This window comes from Acidovorax sp. A1169 (assembly GCF_030704685.1).
In the GTDB taxonomy this organism is placed as follows: Bacteria; Pseudomonadota; Gammaproteobacteria; order Burkholderiales; family Burkholderiaceae_C; genus Acidovorax.
The window spans coordinates 72,329-96,890 of sequence record NZ_JAUZDX010000010.1 but is presented as its reverse complement, the minus strand read 5'-3'; the positions used below and the strand labels follow the sequence as shown (position 1 = coordinate 96,890).

The following is a 24,562-nucleotide window of genomic DNA, read 5'->3' as shown; positions in this document are numbered from 1 at the left end:
TCGGAGTGACTCACATGCTCAAAGGCAAAACGGCCCTCGTCACTGGCTCCACCAGCGGCATCGGCCTCGGTATCGCCAAAGCCCTCGCCCGACAGGGCGCCAACGTGGTGCTCAACGGTTTCGGTGATGTGGACACCCCCCGCGCCGAAGTGCTGGCCGCCGGCAAGGCAGCCGGCGCCCAGGTGGCCTACCACGGCGCCGACATGAGCCGCGTGGCCGACATCGAAGACATGATGAAGTACGCCGCCAGCCAGTTCGGCCGGGTGGACATCCTGGTCAACAACGCCGGCATCCAGCACGTGGCCAACGTGGAGGACTTCCCCGTCGAGAAGTGGGACGCCATCATCGCCATCAACCTCAGCAGCGCCTTCCACGCATCGCGCCTGGCCCTGCCCGCCATGAAGGCCGCCAACTGGGGCCGCATCATCAACCTGGCGTCGGTCCACGGCCTGGTCGGCTCGGCCCAGAAGGCCGCCTACGTGGCCGCCAAGCACGGCATCGTCGGCCTGACCAAGGTGACCGCGCTGGAGAACGCCACCACCGGCGTCACCTGCAACGCGATCTGCCCCGGCTGGGTGCTGACCCCCCTGGTGCAAAAACAGGTGGACGCCAAGGCCGCCGAGCACGGCCTGTCGAACGAAGACGCCAAGAAGCTGCTGCTGGGCGAAAAAGAGCCCTCGATGCAGTTCACCACCCCCGAAGAGCTGGGCGAACTGGCGGTGTTTTTCTGCTCTTCCGCCGCGAACAACGTGCGCGGCGTGGCGTGGAACATGGATGGGGGTTGGGCGGCGCAGTAAGGGGGCCTGCCCCCCCGTGAGTGCCTGCCGCCAACGGCAGCGCTCGCTTTGGAAGGTGATATAGATCCCTCGCCCCGCGCCGACGGCCTGCTGCAAGCCGCGCCTGAACGCGCCGAGCGGACCGTCGTCCGCGTGTCCCATCAGGGCCAGCGCCCGCCGAAGCGTTGGCGCCAACGTGACTTCGAATGCGTGCCCATCGAACGCAAACGCCTTGTGGGAAAAACCCACAGCGACAACTCCTGGCCTGAAACAGAACGGATGGCTGCCATCTTGGATGGCGCCAATCCGGAACAAATCGACGAATAGGCACTTCGTTGCCGCGCAAGGCCACCAGCGCTGGCGCCTGACGCATACATTGGGCAGCAGAGAGGGCATGGCAGTGCGCCCCTGCACCAGCCCCGCCCCCCCGAAGGGCGCGGAATGTGCGCACGGTGTTCAACGCCGCGCCGTACCAGCCTCTGAATTTCGCCACCCCATTTCCCGCAACGACCGCCAGGCCCACCACGCCTGTCCCGCCCATGCCCACCCTGCGCTTCGTACCCCTGGCCGACGTGGCCCATCTGCTCCCCGCCGACGGCCCGATGGCCGAGCAACTGCAGTCGGAGCCCGACACCCTGGCCGATGCCACCGTGGCCTGGGTCAGCGGTGACGTGCAGTTGCCCGCGCTGGACCTGGACGCGCCCCTGCAGCCCGGCAGCGCGCTGCGCGCCCTGGCCCAGGCCACCTCCGGTCTGCCGGGGCCGCCGCCCGGGCATCTGTACCTGGTGCTCATCGACGGCAACCTGCAGATCGACGGCGCACTGAGCGGTGGCGACGCCTACGGCAGCAGCCACCTCACCGTGCTGGGCAATGCGCAGCTGCAGCACGCCGTGGTGGAAGGGCTGCAACTGCATGTGCAGGGCACGCTGCGGGTCGATGGCCTGCTGTGGGGCCACGGCGAGCCTGGAGAGCTGCACGTGGACGGTGACCTGGTGGCGCGCGTGGCGATGTTCACCGACGACTACGTGGTGCACATCGACGGCGATGAAGGAGTGGAGTTTCTGCTCGACGAGGTGCGCGGCGTACCGAACCTGGTGGAGTTCTCGAACGAGGCCGCAGGGCTGGTGTTTGCCCCGGGCTTCTACAACGGCATCGACGATGGCGAAGACGGCTTGGCCGATCTGCTGGACCGCGACCGCGTGGTGGCCGCCGTGCGCGCGGGCCAGAGCCCCGTGCGCAGCAGCAGCGACATCCACGCCGACCTGCCCCTGGCCAACGACCTGTTTGCAGACGAGGCCATCAGCGCGGCAAATATCCAGGCCCTGGTGAACTCTGCCGTGCTGGAGGACGATCAGCAGACCGCCGATGGCTGGTTCGCGCAGACCCATTTCTCGCTGTGCCGCCGCCATGTGGACGCACAAGGGACGCAGCACGACGACCGGATGTTCTTCACGGTGTGGAAGGCCTGGGAGTTTTACCTGGCCGCATCGCCTGTAGCCCCAGCCCGGCCCACCCGGCGCCTGCCCAACCCTGCGAGCGCCAAGCTTTCGTTGCTGTACCGCGAGTACACCGATGGCGAACCCGGCGATTGGGCCACGTTGGACAAGCACGCCGACGAGGAGGTGCACGAGGCCTGCGAAGCCGCATGGCGCGGCGTGCTCGACTATGTGCGCCGCGCCGTGGGCCAGGCGCGCGCGGGCTACCCGCTGCACCAGCGGTTGAAGGCAGAGCTGACCGCCGCGCGCATAGAGCGCCTGACCCTGCTGCCCGTGTTCACCGAGCAGTACAACGACTGGTGGGACGCCGACAAGCGTGGCACCTGGTTCGACGACGTGTGGCTGGGCGCACGCCAGCCCACCATGCACGATGGCGAGTTCTGGTGCCGCGCGCTCGATGTGAGCTGGGAGAACGGCGAGGACGGCCCGGGCGACGCGGAGCACGACGCCCACGGCAACTACCAGATCGACATCGACCGCCCAGGCGAAGGCCGGGAGCCGGTGGAGTTCACCTATAGCCAGCGGCAAAGCGAACACCGGCCACCGCTGCCACGCGGCGCGGCCGACCACAGTGCGCGGCTGCTGCGCCTGGTGGGCATGGTTGAGGCGTCGTTGCTGGAGGCGCACGGCAAGCAGTTGGCCGAGCGGGCCCAGCAACAGGCCCAAGAGGCCGAGGCCCGGCGCATCGAGGCCGCGGTGCACCTGCTGACCACGCCGCCGCTAGCCCCTGGCTTGCCGGATACGGCCGTGTTCCCGCCCGTACTGCTGCAGCTATCCGGGGAATGGCAGGCCAGCGGCCAGACCTATGTGGCAGCCGTGCGCGCCCACCAGTTCGCGGCGCAGGCCGCCGCCGCTGCCGCCGAAGCGGCCGGCTACCAGCCACCCCGGTGGGACGACGATGCCGGCGCCGGGCAGCAAGACCCGAACGGCACGCTGCCCGACGACCCGCGCGAGGCCAGCGCCGCCACGGTGCTGCAGCTGGCCCGGGTGGTGAGCCGCCATGCGGACGAGGCCCTCACCGAGCGGTTTCGCCAGCGCTTTGCGTTTGCGCCCGATGCCTATGCCGCCCTGGCGTCAGAACAGGGCCAGGCCATCGGCCCGGTGTTCCAATTGGCGGACGGTGCCGGCCTGGTGGCGCGCATCGGCGCCGACTACAGCCCTGACGTGCACTGGGTGCAGTTAAAGGGCCCGGCGCTCACGCCGCTGCCTGCGCTCAAGGGCCTGGGGCGCTCGCACGACGGGCGCTGTTATGCGCAGAGCGACGGCACGCACATCACCACGCACCAGGGCTTTGGCGGGCCACAGATCGCACAACTGCCGCTGCCGCAGGGCAACGAGGCTCTGCCCGCAGCGCTGGGCCTGGCCGCAGGCGCGCTGGGTCAGCGCTGCGACGAGATCATCCCCTTCAACGACGGCCAGCGCGCGCTGCTGCGCAACCCCACGGGCGTGTACCTGCTCACACCCGGCGGCGTGCAGCGCATCCACCCGCAGGAGTTCGAGGACGACGGCCCCTACAGCTGGCCCAAGAACCAGCTGCAGGAGGGAATGGAGAACGGTGCTGACGCCAATGATGATGATGGCGAAGACGAAGACCGGGATGGCGAGGATGGCGAAGAGGGAGAGGACGAGAACACCGCCCCGCGCCAACTGGCGCTGGAGATGCTGCACATGGCGCTGTCACCCGACGAGCGGCACATTGCCCTGGGCGACCAGGACAGCATGCACATCCTGCTCGACGCGCAGGGCCGGGTGCTGCGCACGCTGGCGACCGAGTCCTACCCGCACCACACCCGCTTCTCGCACGACGGCGCGCTGCTGTGGGCTAACTCCTGCCATTTCTACAACGGCAGCACCGTGGCCAGCCGTGTGGGCGACACACAGGACAGCGAGGGCACGCTGATCGACACCGAATGCCGCGTCTACGCATCGGCCACGCTGCCGGGCATGGTGATTCTGGGCGACGCCTATGGCTACCTGCACGCCCGGGACGACAGCGGCCAACCGCTGTGGCGCCACCACATCGGCGGCACCATCAGCGCGCTGGAGGTATCGAGCGACGGCAGCCTGCTGCTGGCCGGCACCTGCAGCGGCTACCTGGTGCTGCTGCAGCGCGCGAAGGTGGACGCGAAGGCAGACGCTGGCGTGGGCGCAGACCCCTATGCCATCGGCACGTCGCCCTATGTGGAGCTGCGCCGCTGGATCTTCTGGGGCAGCGAGGCCGCGCCGCTGCGTTGGTGAGCCCAATGCACGGTGGGGTTTGGCGAGCCCCCTTGCGAACCCAGGACCATCAGACCACCACCTCGGGCAGCTGCGTGCAGTGATCGAAGAAGGCCTGCAGCTCGGTCACCTTGTCGAACACCGCGTCGGCACCCAGTGCCAGGCAGTGCGCGCGCATCTCTGGCGTGGCATGGTTGGTCAGCACCAGCACATGCTGGTCCGACGAGCGCGGCCCCACGGCCTGCAGCACGTCCAGGCCCGAGCCCTGGCCCAGGTGCAGGTCGACCACCAGCAGGTGCCACTTGCCGCGCCAGCGCGCCAGCGCCTGCCCGGCACCCATCGACGTTTTTGCAATGGCCACCACCTGCGCGTTGGCAGTTTCTTCCAGCGCCGGGACCAGGGTGTCGCAAATGGGTTTGTTGTCTTCTACAAGAATGGTGACGAAAGGCATCTTCAATGGGGGATGCAGCGCCTGGCACAGGCGCTGCACATACATCAGGTTGGGGTAGCAGGTGCCGCCATCGCCCTGTGGCGGGTGCGGCAGGGCCGCGCCAGGCGGGCAAGCGATGCCGGGCCGGCAGGGCTTGGCGGAGGTCAGGCCCGCAGGGGAAAGGTCAGCGGAGCCTCCATCGCAATCTCTTCGACGCGCACGTCCATCAGCGTGATTTCGAGCGGGCCGTAGTACGACAGGAACGCGACATCTGCCGCATCCCTGCCGTAGGCTACCACGATGCGCCCGCCCCTTGCATGGGCCTGGGTTCCGTCGAACGCATACCAGCGGTCACCCACGAAGGCCTCGAACCAGGCGTGCATGTCCATGGGGTCGAGCTCGTGCAGGTAGCCCACCACGTACCGCGCCGGGATGTCCAGGGCCCGGCACAGGCCGATGGCGACGTGCGAGAAATCGCGGCACACGCCGGCGCCATCGTTCAAAGTATCCAGCGCATCGGTGGTGCCGCTGCTGACGTTGTAGCGGTACTCCAGGTTGTGGTGCACCCAGCTGCGGATGGCCTCGACCTGGCCATAGCCCGGCGAGGCATCGCCCACGATCTCGCGCGCCTTGTCCTGCATCTTGTCGGACGGGCAGTAGCGGCTTTGCAGCAGGTACTTGAGCGCCTCGAAGGGCAGCTCTTCCACCGGCACGGCGGCGGCGCTGGCGTCCACCGCGATGTCGGTGTCGGTGATCATGATCATGTCGACCTCGATGCGCATCTGCCCCTGCGGAATCTTGAGCCGCTGGCACAGGTTGCCATGGTCGTCCACATACTCCGTCATCGGCACGACGGGCGTCAGCTCGTAGCGCTCCTGCACCATCCACTGCGCATCTCCGCTTCTTGGGCGAAGCACCGCCACCACGGCACAGTCCGCGTCGGCGGACAGTGTCATGTGGCAGGTGGCGTGCAGCTTGACGAAGGTTTTGTTCATCCCTGGGAGTCTAGGGGCTGGCACTAGGTGCGACGGCCGACAATGCCCCTAAAAAGCGCTCGATCCGGGACCGCGTCGCATGGCGGATCCCTTACGCAGCCAGCGCCACCGGTGCGGACCGCCGCACCGCGCGCACGAACTCTGGCAGAAAGGTACGCCGCGCCCCGTTCGGGAACTCCACCGTCACCGAATGCGCGTTGGCCTCGACCACCTGGCCGGCGCCATAGCGCCTGGCGCGCACGGCGTCGCCGCCGGTGAAGGCCGGCCGGGCGCTCGCCTGCTGCGGGCGCACCTCGATCGGCTGCTCGGGCGTGGCCACGGCGGGCGCCAGGCGCGACAGCTCGGCAATGCGCAGGCAGTTGTCGCAGCGGCCGCAGCCATCGGCAGCGGCAGAGTCGCCGCCCAGCGCCGACAGCACCCCCTGCCAGCGGCAGCGGCCGCTTTGGGAGTAGGCCACCATCGCTTCCAGCGTGGTGCTGTCCTGCTCGCGGCGGCTGCGGTAGCTGGCCAGCAGGGGCTCCAGGGCCGCGTCGTCCAGCTCGCGGGCCAGGGTGAAGCGGCCGGCCCGGTCGCGCCGCACCACCTTGTGGCCGCGCAGCAGGCTCAGCGCCACCCTGACCTTGGCACTTGGGCGCGACACGGCGTCGACGATGGCGTCGGCCGTCCAGCCGCCCTCGGGTGCCTTGTGCAGCAGCGCGGCGTGCACGGCCTGCACATCGTCCAGCGTGGGGTAGCGTCCCGAGGCGAAGAACTGCTGCAGCGCCCGGTCCTGCCGCACGTAGAGCAGCGTGCACTGCGAGTCCTTGCCGTCGCGCCCGGCGCGGCCGGCCTCCTGGTAGTAGGCGTCCACGCTGGCGGGCATCTGGTAGTGCAGCACGAAGCGGATGTCCGGCTTGTCGATGCCCAGGCCGAAGGCGTTGGTGGCCACCATCACGCGCACCCGGCCGTCCATGAAGTCGTCCTGCGCCTGCGCGCGCTGCGCAGCGGGCAGGCGCCCGTGGTACAGGCCCACGCTTTCGCCAGCGGCGGCCAGCTTGGCATGCAGCTCCTGCGCATTCTTGACCGTGGCGGTGTAGACGATGGCCGGCCCCTGGCTGGCCGCCACCAGCTGCAGCGCACGCGGCAACCGGTCGGCAGCGCGGCCCAGTTGCTCCACCGCCAGCTGCAGGTTGGGCCGGTAGGCGCCGGTCTGCACCACATTGGCAGCGGCAATGCCGAACTGGGCCACGATCTCCCTCATCACCGCCGGCTTGGCGGTGGCCGTGAGCGCCAGCACCGTGGGCCGCCCCATCGCGCGCACGGCCGGCGCGATCTCCAGAAAGGCGGGCCGAAAGTCGTGGCCCCACTGGGCAATGCAGTGCGCTTCGTCCACCACCAGCAAGCTCACCGTGTGCCGTGCCAGCGCCGCGGTCAGCGCCGGGTCGGCCATCTGCTCGGGCGTGGTCAGCACGATGCGCGCACTGCCGCTCTCGATGGCCTGGCGGGCCGCGGCCAGCTCATCGCTGCCGATGGCGCTGTTGACCTGCACCACCGCCACGCCGAGTTCGCGCAGGGTATCGCACTGGTCCTTCATCAACGCGACCAGGGGCGACACCACGACGGTGGTGCCCGGCAGCAGCAGGGCCGGCAACTGGTAGCACAGCGACTTGCCCGCGCCGGTGGGCATCACGGCCAAGGTGCTGGCGCCCTGCAGCACGCGCTGCACCACGTCCAGTTGGCCGGGCCGCAGGCGCTTAAGGCCGAAGACTTTGCGCAGGGTTTTCTGGATGGTTTCGGGGGTGGCGATGGTGGTGGATGCAGGGGCCGAGGGGGTGCATGCGGTCTTGCGGCTGGGGGTAGTGGCGGTGTGCATTTCGGGCCCGCGCCGGGTGGCGGCGGTGCTGTGTTGGATGAGGCTGATTGTGGGAAGGCACGACCTGCGCCACGCGCGGGAATGCTGCGCACGAGTGTGTAAGACAGGAGGCGCTGTTCGGGCGCTGCGGATGCGGCGGGTTGGGGGTTGGTGGTTGATGACGCATGCTTTTGCAGAGGGCGGAGGCCGGGGTGTGCGCCCGGCGGCGCAGTAACTTTCTCTTGCGTCGCCAAGAGAAAGTCACCAAAGAGAAGGCGACCCCCAGTCTGCGTCCCCCGTTCGCCCTGTCGGGCGAACGGGGGCAACCTGCGATGCTCGGGCCTGGGGTGGTGCCGCAGAACTCACTGCGTTCTCCCTTCGGGTGAACTCCGTTCAAACAGCTGCGGCAAGCCAGATGACGAAGTGCGTGTGTCCTTCGGCACACGCACCCACCCCAGCCCCTGCGCTTCTCGGCGCAGCCAGCAGGGGTGGGGAGCGGGTACCGCACGGCTGCTGCTTTCGCAGCGGCGCCGGGTGTCGGTTACGCGCTGCGCGCTGCCGACGCGCCTGACTATCGCCCTGGCGAGCCGAGCGCAGCGAAGGACCACAGGCCGAGCGAAGCAATGGCCCGAGTGGAGCCCGCTCCCCCCCCCCTTTGACCGTGCCGAGAAGCGCAGGGCCTGGGGTGAGCGCGTGCCGAAGGACACGCGCATCGTTGTCTGGCTTGCCGCAGCTGTTTGAGCGGAGTTCGAAGAACGCAGCGAGTTCTGCGGCACACCCCAGGCCCGAGCATCGCAGGCTGCCCCACTCGCCGCTAGGCGAGTGGGGACACGGGCAGCGGGGTCGCCTTTTCTTGGCCTACCTTCTTTTGGCGACGCAAAAGAAGGTAGGTGCGCCGCCGGGCGCACACCCCGGCCTCCGCCCTAAAAAAAGGCATGCAGCAACCATCACCCAAAACCTAACACCAGCACGCGATGCAGATCAATCATGGTACGTCGCGCAGCGAAGAATCTCTTCCACCTTCGGTGACATTATCCCCAACTGCAGGGGTCAATCAAAACCCCAGCAACAAGCCAACGCCAACTAACCGAAAATACCCCCTGGCGCTGTCCGCTGCAGCCGACGAACGACGACAAAAGCCCCCTGACCATGACCCTCACCCACTGGCTCCTATTCTGCGGCGTCTCCCTCCTGATGTGCTTCACCCCCGGCCCCGCCGTGCTGCTGGCCGTATCCAACTCGATGGACGTCGGCCCCAAGCGCACGGCCTTCAGCTCGGTAGGCAGCTCGGCCGGCATCTACGTGGTCTCGGGGCTGGCGATGATCGGCATGGGCGCAATTCTCAGCATGTCGGCCAACGCCTTTCTGGTGATGAAAGTGGTGGGCGCGATGTACCTGATCTGGCTGGGCGTCAAGCGCTGGCGCAGCAACGACGCTCTGATCAGCAGCGACGCGGGCCAGGCCCCCACGGACCGGCGCGAGCGCAAGAACTGGCAGCTGGTGGCGCAGGGCATGGGCGTGTCGCTCACCAACCCCAAAGCCATTTTGTTCTTCTCGGCCCTGTTCCCGCAGTTCATCGTGCCGGGCCAGCCGCTGTTCACGCAGTACCTGCTGCTGACCACCACCTTCGCCGTCTGCGCGCTGATCTCGCACGCCTTCTACGTGGCGCTGATCTCGCTGGTCAAGCGCCATGTGGTGGCGCGCGCCAAGCTGTTCAACCGCGTGGTGGGCGGCACCTTCATCGCGCTGGGGCTGGGCCTGCTGAACACGCGGCACAAGCTGGGCTGAGGCCCGGCCTGCGTTGCCTACGCGCCCGCCAGCGCCACCGCATCTGCCCCGGCCGGCAGGCGCATCGGCGCCGCCGCATCCGTCACCGCACGCCACACCGCCCCGGCCACATCCTGCGCATGAGTAACCGGCGTGGCCGTGTCGCGCACGGCGGCGAACACACGGTCGCGGAACTCCGCATAGGCCTCGGGCACGCTGTCCGGGCCCATGCGCGGGCGGGCGTTGTCGCCAAAACTGGTGCTGGGCGCACGGCCGGGCAGCACCAGGCGGGCGCGCACGTTGAAGGGCGCAAGCTCCAGCGCCAGCGATTCGGTGAAGGCGTTCACCGCCGCCTTGCTGCCGGTGTAGACGGACAGCAGGGGCAACGGCAGCAGCGTGACGCTGGAGGTGATGTTGACCACCACGCCCGCACGCCGCTCGCGCATTTGCGGCAGCACGGCCTGGGTCATGGCGATGGTGCCCAGCACATTGGTTTCAAAGACTTCGCGCGCATGGGCCATGGCAATGCCTTCGAGCGGCGCCAACAGGCCGATGCCGGCGTTGTTGACCAGCGCATCGATGGGGCATGCTTCGGCAATGCAGCGGCGGATGCTGTCGGCATCGGCCACGTCGAGTGGCAGCACGCGCAGGCGGTCCGATGGGGGCAGCAGGCCTTCGCCTGGCGTGCGCATGGTGGCGATGACGCGCCAGCCCTGGGCCAGGAAGAAGCGCGCCGTCTCCAGGCCGAAGCCGGACGAGCAGCCGGTGATGAGCACGGTGGATGGATTGGTGGTGGCAGGCATGGTGCAAAGGCTCCGTTGGTTGACGATGCCTGGATGGTAGAAACGCCGACCTGGATTGAATACACTCGCAAGTCCATCGTTTTGTCGAAAGAGTCCAGCCCACCATGAGCACCCCGGCCGTCGATCCCCTGGCGGAAGTCGTCTCGCTGCTGCGGCCCGCCGCGCCGTTCTCCAAGCTGGTGGTGGCATCGGCCCCCTGGGCCGTGCGCCGCAGCGAGACGGGCCGGCCGTTCTACTTTGTGGTGCTCGAAGGCAGCTGCCACCTGACCATCGACAGCCCCGAGCGCAGCGACACCCTCACGCTGCACCAGGGCGACTTTGCACTGATCCCCGCCGCGCGCAGCTTTGCCACCAGCAGCCTGGACCGCGACCCACCGCGCGAGGGCGAGGCCGTCACCACCCCCATTGCCCCCATGCCGGGCGGCGCCCGCGTGGGCGACCCTGAGGGCGCGGTGGACGTGCGCATGCTGGTGGGCCACTGCGTGTTCGAGTCGCCCGACGCGGCCCTGCTGGTGCCGCTGCTGCCGCAGTGGCTGCATGTGCGCGGCGAGCGGCGCCTGGCCACCCTGGTGGAGCTGGTGGGAGACGAGTCGCGCAGCGACCGGCCCGCGCGCGAGATCGTGATGGCGCGGCTGCTCGAAGTGCTGCTGATCGAGGCGCTGCGCTCGTCGGCCCGCACCATGGCCGCGCCTGGCCTGGTGCGCGGCCTGGCCGACCCGAAGCTGGCCATGGCCCTGCGCCGCATGCACGAGCGCCCCGCACAGCCCTGGACCATGGGCCAGCTGGCGCAAGAGGCCGCCATGTCGCGCAGCGCATTCTTTGGGCGCTTTCACCGCGCGGTGGGCATCGCCCCCATGGAATACCTGCTGGCCTGGCGCATGGCGCTGGCCCGGCAGATGCTGCGCCAAGGCACGCTGGCGATGGCCGAGATCGCCGAACAGGTGGGCTACAGCTCGGTCAGCACCTTTGGCGTGGCGTTCACGCGGCATGTGGGCATGCCGCCGGGGCGGTATGCGAAGGACGCCGCAGACACCCCCCCATAACGCGCACTTGGTAGCACGCACCACGGCCCGCACGGGCATGCTCGCATTCCCTGAGGTGCGGGCACAAGGCGGCTCCTACAATTGCACCGCCCGCCAATCGGCCCGGTGGCATCTCACCTCGCCGGCATGGCCGCAATCCCCACTGCAGGGAGGAAAACCGCCATGTCCGCCGCCCTCTTCGCCGCCATGTTCTTCACGGTGGCCCTGCTCGTCACCACCGCCTATTTCATCATGGGGTCCCTCCCGCTGCTGGTGCTCAAGCACGACACGCCGCTGGACGCACGCTTTGTGCGCGGCTTCTTCAACCTGTACTACCGGGCCGCGCTCGTGACGGCTGCGGCCACCGCAATCAGCTTTGCCGCCGCAGGCCGCCCGGGCATCGCAGCCGGGGCAGCGGCCCTGGCAGGGCTGTCCGTCGTGCTGCGCCGCCAGGTCATCCCCAAGATGGATGCGCTGGGCGCGCAGATCCAGTCGTCCCCAGATTGCATGAACGCCATCCCGGGCTTTCGCAAGACGCATGTCACGGCCATCGCTATCAATCTGGCGCAGCTGGTGGTGATCGTGTGGACGCTGATCGCGTTCAGCAAATAGAGCGGCTCAAGCGCCCGTTACCCAGGCGGATCCCGACAGTCCACTGCCATGCTCGGTTGTACCCACCATTCCCCATTTCCAAGCAGGACCCCCGCCCGGCAAGATACATTACGTAACCACCTCACCAACGTCAACAGACTGCTGCTTCATGAATCAAAAACGGCTCCTCGCGTCATTCCTGCTGACCCTTATGCTGGCGTTTCTTGCCGGCTGCGCAAACGTACAGACACAGGTGATTGGTGACACCAACCTCAAGAGCTACAAGCGTGCTCACGTGGAAGCACTGGCGAAAGACGAATTCCAGATCTATGGTGCATTGGTTGTCGAACTCGCGGACATGGGCATGCAAGTGGTCGCCACTCCGTTCAAGGACCCCGAAGACACCGACCTGCTCGTGAAATATACGTACGCCTCCGGCTGGGACATGTCGCGTTACCTGCAGTCGTTTCAGATTCAAATGATCGAAGCCAAGACAGGCCGCGTCGTTGCAGTCCAATCGTTCGCATCACGGGGTATCTGGCTCGGCGTTCGAGACGGCCGCCTCAAGGCCGCATTCAACGAAATGCGGGCCAAGAATGGCTACCCTCCAAGCAGGCAATTCCCGTAGCCGGTCGCTTGAAAAGGCCTGCCATGCCGTGAAGCCTGAAGGCGCTGCTTCTTCCATGAATCGTCTGCAGGACTAGGCACTTGCCGTTGGAGCAGGCGATACAGCTGAGGAATCACGCGCCTGCCTGGCAAAGCAACAACCCTGATACTGGAGTACAGATGGCAGCCGTCATCGTCGACCCCTCCAAAGTGCATGAATTCGCCGACGCCCAGGCCTTCCACACCTGGCTCGGCCGCCACCATGACCAGGAGACCGAAGTCTGGATCAAGATCCACAAAGTGGCTTCATGTCTGCCCTCCATCACCCCGAAGGAAGCCATCGATGTGGTGCTGTGCTGGGGCTGGATCGACGCGATTCGCAAGGGACTGGACGACCAGAGCTACCTGCAGCGCTACACGCCGCGCGGCAGGAAGAGCGTGTGGAGCAAGATCAACGTGGACAACGTGGCGCGCCTGGTCAAGGAAAAGCGCATGACGCCACACGGCCTGGCGCATGTCGATGCCGCCAAGGCCGACGGCCGATGGGACCGGGCCTATGGCAAGGGCCTGAAGATCCCCGACGACCTGCAGGCCGCCATCGATGCCGACCCCAAGGCCCGGGCGATGCTGCCCACGCTGACAGAGCAGAACCGGTTTGCACTGGCGTTTCGGGTGCACAACCTCAAGACCGAGGCGGGGCGCAGGAAGAAGATCGAGGCCTTTGTCGCCATGCTGGCGCGGGGGGAGACGATCTATCCGCAGCGCAGCATGAAGGTGCCGGAACCGTCCTGACACAGGGCGCAGGCGAGGCGCCTACCCTCGGGTCCCTCTTCTCCCCAGCCAAGCCGCCAGCGGCGCCAGCAGCACCAGCGCCACGCCCTGGTACACCGGCACCATCAGCACGGCGAGCGCGCCCTGGGCATCCGGGCGCCAGAAGAGGATCGCGGCCAGCCAGGCAATGCCGCCCAGCGACACCAGCACGGCCACGAGGTAGCCATGGGGCTGTGCGTCCTGCTGGCGGCGCAAGGCGGCGAGCGCCATGGCCATCAGGCCATAGGGGGCCAGCAGCCAGGCGGCGAAGGCGGCAAACGCCAAGGCGCTGACGGGCTTGAGCGCTGCCACACAAAGCAAGGTCGTACCTGCGGCCAGCAGGACCACGAGGAGGGCAATCAAGGGTATCCGTTTCATGGCAGCAGGCCCGTTGGGTGCACGACCACATTGCGCGCACCGCACTGTACCGCAAGCGCTTTTGCGGCACAGGCGCCACACGGCGGCCGCTTGCGCATGCGCGGGAAGCGGCTCACGCCGCCTCGCGCGCCCTCCCCCTTGCGGCCTGCGTGTCGCGCACCGGCGGCAGCCCGAACAGCCGCCCATACTCGCGCGTGAACTGCGGCACGCTCTCGTACCCCACGGCAAAGGCCGCACTGCTGGCGCTGGCACCCTCGGACAGCATGAGCCGGCGCGCCTCGATCAGGCGCAGCTGCTTTTGGAACTGCAGGGGCGACAGCGAGGTGACGGCCCTGAAGTGCTGGTGGAAGGACGAGGGGCTCATGTCCGCCAGCGCGGCCAGGCTTTCCACCGGTAGGGGCTGGGCGAAGTCGGTGCGCAGCACCGCCACGGCGCGGGCCACGCGCTGGGCGTGGCTGCCGGGCCAGCCCAGGCGGCGGATGGCGGCGCCGTGGCGGCCGGCCAGCAGCCAGTAGTGCAGCTCGCGCACCAGGGGGGCGTGCAGCAGGGGCACGGCCTCGGGCCGCTCCAAGAGGCGCATGAGGCGCAGGGCCACGTCGGCCACCTCGGCATCGGTGGGGTCCACGCGCACCGGGGCGTGGTCGCCCAGGGACACGGCGCCCATCTGGGCCGAGAGGTCGGCGATCACCGGCAGGCTCAGTTCCAGCGCGATCGACAGGTAGGGCGCTGCCGCGCTGGCGCGGGTGATCTGGCTCACAGTGGGCACGTCGGCCGTGATCAGCAACGATTCGCCCACCGTGAACTCGAAGGTCTGCGGCCCCATGGTCACCTGCTTGCTGCCCTGCAGCACCAGGCAGATGAGCGGGTGCGAGATGGCATGCAACAGCCCACTGGGCTCGGTGGCGCGCACCGTGCTCATGCCGGGGATGGCGGTCTGCACCACGCCTCCCTGGCGGGCATGTGCATCGGCGTAGCGGCTCACGGCCTGGAACAGCAAGGAGGGGGTCGTCGTCATGCCGGCTAGCGTAACGGTTTGTAGGAGCTTTGGCACTTGTTTTGGAGAATCAGGCAAGAATTGAAGGGGTTTCGGCAACACCGGCAGGGGCTCACGCCGGACACTGGACTCCGTCACACACAGGAGCCACCCCATGACATCCACCACCACGACAACCACCATCACCCTCGTCACCGGCGCCAGCCGGGGCCTGGGCCGCAACACCGCGCTGAGCATTGCGCGCACCGGCGGCGACGTGGTCGTCACCTACCACAGCAAGGCCGACGAAGCCCAGGCCGTGGTTGCCGAAATCACCGCCCTGGGCCGCAAGGCCGTGGCCCTGCAGCTGGACACGGGCGACGTGAGCGGCTTCGCCGCCTTCACCGAGCGCCTGCGCGCCGCGCTGCAGGCCACCTGGCAGCGCAGCACCATCGACCACCTGGTGAACAACGCCGGCCATGGCGACTACGCTGCGTTTGCCGAGACGAGCGAGGCCCAGTTCGACCGCCTGGTCAACGTGCACTTCAAGGGGGTGTTCTTCCTCACGCAGGCGCTGCTGCCGCTGATCGCCGACGGCGGGCGCATCGTGAACTTCTCCACCGGGCTCACGCGCCTGTCCCTGCCGGGCTATGCCGCCTACGCGGCCGCCAAGGGCGCCGTGGAGGTGCTCACGCGCTACCTGGCCAAGGAGCTGGGCGCGCGCGGCATCGCGGTGAACACCGTGGCGCCGGGCGCCATAGAGACCGACTTTGGCGGCGGCGTGGTGCGCGACAACCCCGCGCTGAACCAGCAGCTCGCCCAGATGACGGCCCTGGGCCGCGTGGGCGTGCCCGACGACATCGGCCCCATGGTGGCCGGCTTGCTGGCACCCGGCAACCGCTGGGTCACCGCCCAGCGCATCGAAGTATCCGGCGGTCAAGCCCTTTGACCACCAGGGCGGCAGCAGGCCGCCCTGGCCTGCCTCAGCGCATCTGGACGGAGCCAGACACGGTCACGACCACCTGCGCCTTGCCCGCCTCCACCGGCACGGCCGAGTCGGAGAACGACGAGGCCTTGGCCTCCATCGCCATCATGCGCGGGCGCGGGCCGGGGGACATCTCATTGCTGTTCACCGCCACTTCGCGCAGGCTGTAGTTGGCAAAGCCGAAGCCCTTGGCCAGCTCGGCCGCGCGCGACTTGAACTGCTCGATGGCCTGGGTCTGGGCCTCGCCCTCGACCTTGGCACGGGCCTCGCGCGACAGGGCAAACGCCAACTGGCTGATGGCCATGGTCTGCACCTTGCCGGCCGTGGTGGTGATGCGCGAGAAGTCACGCCCCTCCAGCACCAGCTCGGCGCGGCCCTGCCAGCCGTTGATCTTGCCGTCCTTGGCATAGCGCGGGTACAGGCCGAAGGGGCCCGTGCGCACATCCAGCTGCCCGGGCTGGGCATTGCGCTTGGCTTCGGCGAGCGCAGCGTCGAGCGCCTGCTTGAGCTGGGCCTGCACGGCGCTGGCATCGGCGCCCTCCTTGCTGGTGGCGAGGGTGACCACCAGCAGGTCCTGCTGCGCCTCCACGGTGCCCGTGGCCGACAGCTGCACCACGTTGCGCAGCTCCTGCGGCGCCGTGGCCTGGGCCATGGCGGTGCCCGCACAGGCCAGCAAGGCGGCGGTGGTGATCAGGCGGATGGCGATTTTTTTCATGGGTAAACCTTCGTCGATGAAAGGGGCGCGGCCGGCAACCGGGCCACGCAGGCCGCCACCATAACCGCTGTGGCAGCACCCCCGGTGAACAGGGGGTGGCAACTGTGCGAAGCTCCGCAAAACTTGTAACAGTTGGTCAAAGATGACCCCAAAAACCGAACTTTGGCGTTCCAAGTAGTCAGAATCGGCTCTGTTACAAATTGGACTTGGGATCAACATGGCCACAACAACCAACCGCACCGACAAGATTCTCGTCGTGGACGACGACGCACGCATCCGCGACTTGCTGCGCCGCTATCTCACGCAGGAAGGCTTCGAGGTGATGGTCGCCGAAGATGGCAAGGCCCTCAACCGCCTGCTGCTGCGCGAAACCGTGGACCTCATCGTGCTCGACCTGATGATGCCCGGCGAAGACGGCCTGTCCATCTGCCGGCGCCTGCGCGCCGCCAACGACCGCACGCCCATCATCATGCTCACCGCCAAGGGCGAGGATGTGGACCGCATCGTGGGCCTGGAAGTGGGCGCCGACGACTACCTGGGCAAGCCCTTCAACCCCCGTGAGCTGCTGGCCCGCGTGCACGCCGTGCTGCGCCGCCGCCCCGCGCAAGAGGCGCCGGGCGCCCCTTCGGGCGACAACGAGGTGGTCAACTTTGGCCCCTTCACGTTCGACCTGGGCACCCGCGCCCTGCAGCGCAGCGGCGAAGAGCTGCCCCTGACCACCGGCGAGTTCGCCATGCTCAAGGCCCTGGTGCGCCACCCGCGCCAGCCGCTGTCGCGTGAAAAGCTGGCCCTGCTGGCCCGTGGCCGCGAGTTCGAGCCCTTTGACCGCAGCCTCGATGTGCAGGTTTCGCGCCTGCGCAAGCTGGTCGAGGTGGACGCCGCCGCACCGCGCTACATCCAGACCGTGTGGGGTGTGGGCTACGTGTTCGTGCCGGACGGCACGAGCTGATAATCGAGGGATATGTCCATTTCCGGCGCCAAGGGGCGGTCTGCACCGCGCCCTTCTCCCTCCGTGACCGCGCCGACCGATGCCACCAGCCCGGCCCCGCTTGAAGCTGTGCGCCTGGCGCGCGAGCAAAAGGCGCGCGTCGGGCTTAACCTCTTCTGGCGCACCTTCTTCCTTCTGGCCTTGCTGCTGGTGGGCAGCATCCTGGCGTGGCTGCAAACGCTGCGCGCGCTCGAGTTCGAGCCCCGCACCCTGCATACCGCGCAGCAGATCGCCTCGCTGGTGAATCTGAGCCGCGCCGCGCTGGTGCACTCGGACGCGATTGCGCGCGTCTCGCTCATCAAGACCATGGCCGACCAGGAGGGTGTGCGCATCCTCCCGCGCGAACCCAAGGACCAGTTTGCCCTGCTCGACGGCACGGCGCTGGGCAACCGCCTCACCGATGAGCTCACCCAGCGCCTGGGCCCCGACACCATCGTGGCCCAGAGCGTCAACGGCGAGCCTGGCCTGTGGGTCGGCTTCAACATCAACGGCGACCCCAACTGGCTGCTGATGGACCGCTCGCGCTTCAGCCCTGCGGGCGGGCGCACCTGGCTCATCTGGCTCATCACCGCAGGCGCGCTGTCGCTGGCGGGTGCAGCGGCCATTGCGCGGCTGATCAACCGGCCGCTCAAGCAGCTGTCGTATGCCGCCAACCGCGTACGCGACGGCGACTTTGCCGCCAGCCACCTGGATGAAGAGGTGGTCACCAGCGAGATCCGCGAAGTGAACATCGGCTTCAACCGCATGGCGCAAAAGCTCGCCAAGCTCGAGCAGGACCGCGCGGTGATGCTGGCCGGCATCTCGCACGACCTGCGCACGCCGCTGGCTCGCCTCCGGCTCGAAACCGAGATGAGCGTGAACGACGACGTGGCGCGCGAGCACATGGTGGCCGACATCGTGCAGCTTGATGCCACCATCGACAAGTTCCTCGACTATGCGCGGCCCGACCACGTGACCCTCACGCCCGTGAACCTGCATGCCGTGGTCTCGTCGTGCGTGTACGCCGTGCAGGACCACCGCGAGCTGCAGATCGCCATGACCATCCCCGAGGACCTGAACGTGCTGGCCGACGAGGTGGAGCTGGCCCGCGTGATCTCCAACCTGCTGGAGAACGCGCGCCGCTACGGCAAGGGCGAGGACACCGGCGTGGCCAACGTCGACATCGTCGCCAAGGGCCGCGAGAACTGGGTGCTGGTGAAGATTCGCGACCACGGCCTGGGCGTGCCGCCCGAGCAGCTGTCCAACCTCACCAAGCCCTTCTTCCGCGGCGACTCGGCGCGCACCGCCGCTGCCGGTGCAGGGCTGGGCCTGTCCATCGTGGACAAGACGGTGCAGCGCATGGGCGGCATCTTCGCGCTGGCCAACAGCAGCACCGGCGGCCTGGTGGCCCACATCCAGCTGCAGCGCGCCAGCGAGCTGCCTGATGGCGTGGACCCCAAGCAGCGCCTGCAGCGCCCCAGCATCAAGCGGCACCTACCGCGCCGGCGGGCGGAAGACAAGGTGTAGGCAGCGGCAGTCACCACAGCAGGCCACCCACAGTTCACGGCGGTGGTCCTGCGAGGTTCTTTCAACTCGGGGTCGGCGAGATCACTCCTGCGCATCTCGGGAGGCCATCCCTCCCCACCGCCATTCAGGCAGAGCGATTGGTCAGGTAAACACCAAAAATGGTGATTGCAGCACCTATCACCATGGGCATGCTGGGAACCTCGCCAAAGGCGATCAATGCCTGCAACGCGGTCAGCGCGGGGACAAGGTACACCAGCGCAGCGGCGCGGGACGCCTGCCCTTGGCGCAGCAGATAGAGCAGCAGAAGAATGCCGACCAGGGAATTGGCCAGGACCGACCACGCCATGACGGACCAGAACACCCAGCCGAAGTCGATCGTCCAGGTGTCCAGTAGAAACGACAGCGGCAAGGTGACGAACAATGCACCCAGGTACTGGTAGGTCACGACGACACGCAAGTCGTGACCGCCGAGCTTTTTCTTTTGGTAGATGGTCCCGTAGCTGACCGAGATCATCCCCAGGACATTGATGAGGATGGCCCAGGCCGCGATGCTTGCAGCACTTGCCGCGAGAATGTTGGGGGCAATGGCCACGGCGACCCCTGCGAATCCGATGAGCAATCCCGTCTTCTGGTTGCGGCTGAGCCGCTCTCCGATCAGATGCACGGCAAGAATGGCCGTGAGCAGCGGCTGCAGCGCTGCAATCACGCCCGAAAGCCCGGCAGGAACGCCTTGGGCGATGGCCCACCATACCGCCCCCAGATAGAGCCCGTGCAGCAACACGCCAGAGAGCATGGACACCGCCATCAGCCGAAGATCCCGTGGAAATGGGACGCGCTGAAGCCGGCAGAGCAGGAGCATCAGCATTGCGGCAGCGCCAAACCGCAGGCTCAGGAACACCATGGGGCCAGCCACTCCCGCGCCGAATTTCGCGGCGATCCAGCCTGTCGACCAGAGGAAGGCAAATAGGCTGGGAGCGATTCGTTCGAGCGACATGTGGCGAGGCCTGTGGTTGGCGTGCTTGGAAGTGGCCCTTTTCTCGGTGTAGGCCTGAGGGGCTTAGACTATCACTGCACCCCAAAATGACAATCGGCCATCGAAGAATGAACGTCATGCAAAAAATGCAGGAATCGATGCCAGGGCTGAGCCTGGACGAACTCTCCACTTTCGTCGCGGTGGTGCAAGCGCACAGCTTCACAGGGGCCGCAAAGATCGTTGGGCGCGATGCCACGATTGTGTCGCGCCGGATGGGGCAGTTGGAGCAGCGGCTGGGGGTTCGCCTGTTGTCGCGCACCACCCGCAAAGTCGCGCTGACAGAGGTCGGGACGCTGTACTACCAGCGGGTTCGCGCGCTGCTGGACGGGCTGGAAAGCGCTGGACAAGAGGCGAGCAACTTTGCTTCGAGCCCGCAGGGCTTGCTGCGCATCTCGCTGCCGGTCACCTTCGGCAGGCGACTGGTTGCGCCGCACTTCCCCGCCTTTCTTCGCGAGCACCCCAAGATTCGGATGGACGCTCGCTTTTCAGATCGCTATGTCGATGTGGTCGCAGAGGGATTCGACGTGGCCATCCGTGTCGGCGTGCTGCGCGACAGCACTCTCATCGCACGCCAGATTGCATCCTTTCGCACCTTGCTGTACGCCGCACCGTCCTACCTCGCCGCGCACGGTGAGCCCCAGGACCCGGGCGATCTGGAGCAGCACGCATGCCTGAGTTTCATCCACCATGCCAGTTGGCCGGATTGGATACTCAAGAGTGACGGACAGCAGCGAACCGTCAGGCCTGCCGGCTCGCTGTCGGCCGACAACTCCGAGTCGCTGTTGCAGGCAGCGATTGCAGGTGCAGGCATCGTCCTCACACCGGACTGGCTGGCCAGTGCTGCCGTGCGAGAAGGCGCACTGGTTCAGATACTGAGCGGGTGGCAGGGATGGGGATCAGGAGGGATCTACGCAGTGTTGCCACCAGGGCGATTGATCCCCGCCAAAACGCGCTTGTTTGTGGACGACATCAGCGCAGCGATCCAGGCAGAGCTGGACTAGGTGTCCCAGGCCGCACGATGATTCAACTCGCACAATCCTTGGCGATACCGATCGTTACACTGACCCAGAATTGAACCGCTCCTGAGCCGCCATACCGAAGCGATGCATCGCAGGTTCCCGCCCAGGCCGACTGCTCCGTCCCACCTTTCCACGTCAACATGGTTGCAACCATTCTCGTCGGCATGCTGTGCACACACCTGCTGTGCTTTTCGGTGATGTTTTGGCTCGTCAGCAAACGCCTGCACGGCAAAAAGATGGGGATGAACATTTTTGCGATGGGCAATCTTCTGTTGGGCTGTGCCTATGTGCTGCAATTGGCTGAAGGAGGCCCCGCCTGGAGCTTGATGAGCGTCGTCAATCACACCTTGACACTGGCCGCACCAGTGGCTTATTGGCTGGGTGCCATGCGTTTTTTTGGACGCTCTGTCCCTGTGTGGCGCCCAATGCTTGCGGTTGCCGCGACCTACAGCGCCGCGCAGGTGCTGGTGCAATGGGGCCTGGGCCCCGTTGCCCGCTACGCCATGCTCTCAGGCATGTCTGCGCTGCTGTTCCTGGCCATGGTCATCACCGTGGTCTATGGCGTGCGCACATTTGCCAAAGATCTGTACGCGGAGATGGTATTTTTTGCAGCCCTCATTGGCGGCATCTGCGTACTCAATGCACTCAAGTTCATGAGGCTTGTGGATGCAGGCCTCGATGGCGGTCTGGATGCACTGCAGATGGACGGCAATTTTCAATTGGTGTTCTACATCTACATGTCGTCCCTGGCCACGGTGTTACCACCTTCGATCATTTGGCTGGTACTGCGCCGCTTGACCGATGAGCTGCGCAACATCGCTGCGCGTGACCCCCTGACACAGCTACTCAACCGCCGCGGACTCACAGAAGCGCTGCAGCTGTATTTCAACTCCCGCAAGGCCGAGCCTGCATACCTGCTGCTGGTTGACGTCGACCACTTCAAACGCATCAACGACACCCATGGCCACCCCATCGGAGATACCGTGCTGCGCCACATGGCGGAGGTACTTCGAGGCGCTGTGCGCCGGGGCGACCTGGCAGGCCGTATCGGTGGGGAAGAATTCCTGGTCATCTGTCTGGACTCCGACGTTCACGGAGTCAGGCACCTGGCCGAGCGCTTGCGCGCAGCCATCGAAAATCAAGCAGTCCATACCGCTGGCGCAGCCCATCCACTGCACTGCACGGTGACGATTGGGGTTTCAAACCCATTCGCTGGCGCACATGCCTTCGAGGACGCCATGCGAGAAGCCGACGCCGCCCTCTACCGTGGCAAAGCAGCTGGGCGCAACCGGATCGAATGGCCCCCAATCGCCCAGGGCAATCAGCCCACCCAGAGCGCAAGCACATCCACAACGCGCCCGATCGACAAGGTGGTTTAGCCAGAGTCGCAAGGCCATTCAGTCTCGGGAATGCGCGGTGGGTGCAACCGCCACACCTGGATCAGGTCAGCCCACCTCGCGCAGCGACGCCCTCAGGATCTTGCCCACCGGCGACTTGGGCAGCTGATCGCGGAACACGATCTGCCGCGGCACCTTGTACGCCGTGAGCTGGGTGCGGCAGTGGCGCTCCACGTCCTCTGCGGTGAGCGCCGGGTTGCGCGCGACCACGAAGGCGCGCACGGCCTCGCCGGTACCGGCATCCTGCACACCGATGACGGCGGCCTCGGCGATGTCGGGGTGGGCAGCCAGCACATCTTCCACCTCGTTGGGGTAGACGTTGAAGCCCGAGACGAGAATCATGTCCTTCTTGCGGTCCACGATGCGGATGAAACCGCCCTCCTCCAGCTGCGCGATGTCGCCGGTGTGCAGCCAGCCGCCCACCAGCGCACTGGCGCTGTCCTCGGGGGCGTGCAGATAGCCGCCCACCACCTGCGGGCCCTGCACCAGCAGCTCGCCGCGCTCGCCCTGGGGCAAGTCGCGCCCCTGGTCATCGACCACGCGCACCCGGCAGCCCGGCATGGGCACGCCCACGGTGCCAAGGCGCGGCGTGGCCGAGGGCGGGTTGCACGAGACGATGCACGAGGTTTCGGTCATGCCGTAGCCTTCAAGGATGGGGCAGACCAGCGCCTGCCAGGCCTGCGCGGTCGATGTGCGCAAGGCCGTGCCGCCCGAAAACGCATAGCGCAGCTTCGGTGGTCCGGCCTGGAACCAGGGCTCGGCCAGCAGGCCGGCGAACAGCGTGTCCACCCCGGCGGTCCACTGCACCTCGAACTGCTCGAAGGCATTTTGCAGGTTGGATAGGGGGCGCGGGCTGGGCACCAGCAGGTTGCGCGCGCCGACCTGAAAGAACACCAGAAAATTCACCATGAAGGCGAACACGTGGTACATGGGCAGCACGGTGAGCATGGTCTCACCGCGCTTCGGTCCATCGTAGGCGTCGAGAAAATCGCGCGTGATGCGCAAGGTGGCCAGGATGTTGCCGTGCGTGATCACCGCGCCCTTGCTGCGCCCGGTGGTGCCGCCCGTGTACTGGTACAGCGCCGCGGGGTGGCTGCGCCGGTCGATGGGCGGCAGTGCCTGCCCGCGCACCAGCGCATCGGCCATGCGCGGCAGCGACGTGGCATCCGCATCGGCAGGCCCGGCCATCTTGGCGCGGATGGCCGACGCCACGGGTTCGTCAAAGAAGTCCCACAGGCTGGCGGCAAGCACCGGCACGCCCAACGCCTGGGCCACGGGCCGCGCCACTTGCAGGAACATGTCGCACACCAGCAGCAGGCGCGCGCCGCTGTCTTCGAGCTGCAGGCGCAGCTCGCGCCCGGTGTACAGCGGGTTCACGTTGGTCACGATGAGCCCGGCCTTCCACGCACCGAAAACCGCAATCGGATAGTGCAGGCAGTTGGGCATCTGCAGCGCCAGCACCTGGCCCGCCTGAAGCCCCTGCCCGCGCACCAGCCAGGCGGCAAAGGCGTCTGACAGCGCATCGATCTCACTGAAACTGCGCACCACATTGGCGCCGGTGGGCAGCACGAAGGTGAAGGCGGGCTGGTCCCCGTGGTCGGCAGCGGCCTGTGCAGCCAGCTGCGCGGCATTGGCGGGCAGCGCCGCCAGGTCCAGCTGGTAGTTGCGCAGGGCCTCAGGGTACGAGCCCTCCCAGGGCATCGATGCTGGCGGCGCGGTGGTGGCGGTCATGGGCGTTGTCTCCTGTCTTTTCTTTTTTACGAACGCGTCAGGTCTTGGCCTTGAACGCCGGCAGCTTGCCCCCCAGCCGCGCGCCCATCTCGGCGCCCAGCGCCTGCAGGCCGCTCAACGGCCTCACCATGACCTCGAACTCCGTGATCTGCCCTGCTTCATTGAAGCGCACCAGATCGATGCCCTTGAGCTGCTTGTCGCCCACGCGCGCGCTGAACTCCAGCACGATGTTCAGGCCGTCGTCGGTGGCCAGCTGGCGGTGGTAGGTGAAGTCCTCGAACACCTGGATCACGGTGGACAGCGCCAGCATCAGCGCCGGGGCCGAGGAGTAGGCCGTGTTCGCCATGGGCGAGCGGAACACCGCGTCGGGGTGCACGATGGACAGCAGGTTCGACAGGTCGCGGCTGGCCACCATGTGGTGCCAGGTGTCGAGCGAGCGGGCGACGGCGGGGTGGATGTTCTTCAAGGCTTCGGTCATGGGATGTCTCCTGGG

Annotated in this window: 22 protein-coding genes; 12 read left to right on the top strand and 10 right to left on the bottom strand. The window is 67.1% G+C overall.

The window, feature by feature from the left end:
* Window positions 1–14: 14 nt before the first annotated feature.
* Together QYL93_RS17315 and QYL93_RS17310 are read left to right on the top strand one after the other, a co-directional pair.
* Entirely contained in the window at window positions 15–797 is a 783-nt protein-coding gene (locus QYL93_RS17315; RefSeq protein WP_305744793.1) for a 3-hydroxybutyrate dehydrogenase, read from the top strand.
* Window positions 798–1,315: 518 nt separating this feature from the next.
* Window positions 1,316–4,510, top strand: a complete 3,195-nt coding sequence (locus QYL93_RS17310) for a WD40 repeat domain-containing protein (protein WP_305744792.1) — start codon at window positions 1,316–1,318, stop codon at window positions 4,508–4,510.
* Window positions 4,511–4,559: 49 nt separating this feature from the next.
* Here the strand turns inward: QYL93_RS17310 and QYL93_RS17305 are convergent, their stop codons facing one another.
* The 3 genes from QYL93_RS17305 to QYL93_RS17295 form a co-directional block, all read right to left on the bottom strand.
* On the bottom strand, window positions 4,560–4,940 hold the full coding sequence (locus tag QYL93_RS17305; protein ID WP_305744791.1) for a response regulator: 381 nt from the start codon (window positions 4,938–4,940) through the stop codon (window positions 4,560–4,562).
* 143 nt (window positions 4,941–5,083) lie between these two features.
* Window positions 5,084–5,914, bottom strand: coding sequence for a transglutaminase family protein (locus tag QYL93_RS17300; protein WP_305744790.1), 831 nt, complete (start codon window positions 5,912–5,914; stop codon window positions 5,084–5,086).
* Between the two features lie 91 nt (window positions 5,915–6,005).
* Window positions 6,006–7,766 (bottom strand): ATP-dependent DNA helicase RecQ, encoded by a 1,761-nt coding sequence (locus tag QYL93_RS17295; RefSeq protein ID WP_305744789.1) that lies wholly within the window; start codon window positions 7,764–7,766, stop codon window positions 6,006–6,008.
* A gap of 1,128 nt (window positions 7,767–8,894) precedes the next feature.
* Between QYL93_RS17295 and QYL93_RS17290 the strand changes: the two genes are divergently transcribed.
* Window positions 8,895–9,533, top strand: a complete 639-nt coding sequence (locus QYL93_RS17290; RefSeq protein WP_057204655.1) for a LysE family translocator — start codon at window positions 8,895–8,897, stop codon at window positions 9,531–9,533.
* Between the two features lie 17 nt (window positions 9,534–9,550).
* Here QYL93_RS17290 and QYL93_RS17285 read toward each other — a convergent pair whose 3' ends face one another.
* Window positions 9,551–10,315, bottom strand: a complete 765-nt coding sequence (locus tag QYL93_RS17285) for an SDR family oxidoreductase (RefSeq protein WP_305744788.1) — start codon at window positions 10,313–10,315, stop codon at window positions 9,551–9,553.
* Window positions 10,316–10,419: 104 nt separating this feature from the next.
* Here QYL93_RS17285 and QYL93_RS17280 point away from each other — a divergent pair, with 104 nt between their 5' ends.
* The 4 genes from QYL93_RS17280 (at window position 10,420) to QYL93_RS17265 (ending at window position 13,326) form a co-directional block, all read left to right on the top strand.
* The gene (locus tag QYL93_RS17280) at window positions 10,420–11,358 is read left to right on the top strand and encodes an AraC family transcriptional regulator (protein WP_305744787.1); all 939 of its coding nucleotides are present in this window, start codon (window positions 10,420–10,422) and stop codon (window positions 11,356–11,358) included.
* A 162-nt stretch (window positions 11,359–11,520) separates the two neighbouring features.
* A complete protein-coding gene (locus QYL93_RS17275) occupies window positions 11,521–11,949 on the top strand; it encodes a hypothetical protein (protein WP_305744786.1) in 429 nt (142 codons plus the stop codon).
* 148 nt (window positions 11,950–12,097) lie between these two features.
* Complete coding sequence (locus QYL93_RS17270; protein WP_305744785.1) at window positions 12,098–12,556, top strand: DUF4136 domain-containing protein; 459 nt, start codon at window positions 12,098–12,100, stop codon at window positions 12,554–12,556.
* A gap of 158 nt (window positions 12,557–12,714) precedes the next feature.
* On the top strand, window positions 12,715–13,326 hold the full coding sequence (locus QYL93_RS17265) for a YdeI family protein (protein WP_305744784.1): 612 nt from the start codon (window positions 12,715–12,717) through the stop codon (window positions 13,324–13,326).
* Between the two features lie 21 nt (window positions 13,327–13,347).
* Here the strand turns inward: QYL93_RS17265 and QYL93_RS17260 are convergent, their stop codons facing one another.
* Window positions 13,348–13,722, bottom strand: coding sequence for a hypothetical protein (locus tag QYL93_RS17260; RefSeq protein ID WP_305744783.1), 375 nt, complete (start codon window positions 13,720–13,722; stop codon window positions 13,348–13,350).
* 112 nt (window positions 13,723–13,834) lie between these two features.
* Window positions 13,835–14,737 carry an AraC family transcriptional regulator gene (locus QYL93_RS17255; RefSeq protein ID WP_305744782.1) on the bottom strand — a complete coding sequence of 301 codons (903 nt, stop codon included), beginning with the start codon at window positions 14,735–14,737 and terminating at the stop codon, window positions 13,835–13,837.
* Window positions 14,738–14,870: 133 nt separating this feature from the next.
* Here QYL93_RS17255 and QYL93_RS17250 point away from each other — a divergent pair, with 133 nt between their 5' ends.
* Window positions 14,871–15,644: an SDR family oxidoreductase gene (locus tag QYL93_RS17250; RefSeq protein WP_305744781.1), complete on the top strand. Its 774-nt coding sequence runs from the start codon at window positions 14,871–14,873 to the stop codon at window positions 15,642–15,644.
* Between the two features lie 34 nt (window positions 15,645–15,678).
* Here the strand turns inward: QYL93_RS17250 and QYL93_RS17245 are convergent, their stop codons facing one another.
* Window positions 15,679–16,395 (bottom strand): SIMPL domain-containing protein, encoded by a 717-nt coding sequence (locus tag QYL93_RS17245; RefSeq protein ID WP_305744780.1) that lies wholly within the window; start codon window positions 16,393–16,395, stop codon window positions 15,679–15,681.
* 217 nt (window positions 16,396–16,612) lie between these two features.
* On the opposite strand from QYL93_RS17245, the gene ompR reads away from it, so the two are divergent.
* Window positions 16,613–17,344: a two-component system response regulator OmpR gene (gene ompR / locus QYL93_RS17240; protein ID WP_007859588.1), complete on the top strand. Its 732-nt coding sequence runs from the start codon at window positions 16,613–16,615 to the stop codon at window positions 17,342–17,344.
* 12 nt (window positions 17,345–17,356) lie between these two features.
* The gene (locus tag QYL93_RS17235; protein ID WP_305744779.1) at window positions 17,357–18,889 is read left to right on the top strand and encodes a sensor histidine kinase; all 1,533 of its coding nucleotides are present in this window, start codon (window positions 17,357–17,359) and stop codon (window positions 18,887–18,889) included.
* 124 nt (window positions 18,890–19,013) lie between these two features.
* On the opposite strand, the gene QYL93_RS17230 is transcribed toward QYL93_RS17235, so the two are convergent.
* Window positions 19,014–19,883 carry a DMT family transporter gene (locus tag QYL93_RS17230; RefSeq protein ID WP_305744778.1) on the bottom strand — a complete coding sequence of 290 codons (870 nt, stop codon included), beginning with the start codon at window positions 19,881–19,883 and terminating at the stop codon, window positions 19,014–19,016.
* Between the two features lie 107 nt (window positions 19,884–19,990).
* On the opposite strand from QYL93_RS17230, the gene QYL93_RS17225 reads away from it, so the two are divergent.
* Entirely contained in the window at window positions 19,991–20,923 is a 933-nt protein-coding gene (locus QYL93_RS17225; protein ID WP_305744777.1) for a LysR family transcriptional regulator, read from the top strand.
* A gap of 158 nt (window positions 20,924–21,081) precedes the next feature.
* Window positions 21,082–22,320 (top strand): sensor domain-containing diguanylate cyclase, encoded by a 1,239-nt coding sequence (locus QYL93_RS17220; protein ID WP_305744776.1) that lies wholly within the window; start codon window positions 21,082–21,084, stop codon window positions 22,318–22,320.
* A 66-nt stretch (window positions 22,321–22,386) separates the two neighbouring features.
* Here the strand turns inward: QYL93_RS17220 and QYL93_RS17215 are convergent, their stop codons facing one another.
* Together QYL93_RS17215 and QYL93_RS17210 are read right to left on the bottom strand one after the other, a co-directional pair.
* A complete protein-coding gene (locus QYL93_RS17215; RefSeq protein ID WP_305744775.1) occupies window positions 22,387–24,069 on the bottom strand; it encodes an AMP-binding protein in 1,683 nt (560 codons plus the stop codon).
* Window positions 24,070–24,106: 37 nt separating this feature from the next.
* Window positions 24,107–24,547 carry a nuclear transport factor 2 family protein gene (locus QYL93_RS17210; protein ID WP_305744774.1) on the bottom strand — a complete coding sequence of 147 codons (441 nt, stop codon included), beginning with the start codon at window positions 24,545–24,547 and terminating at the stop codon, window positions 24,107–24,109.
* Between the last annotated feature and the right edge of the window lie 15 nt (window positions 24,548–24,562).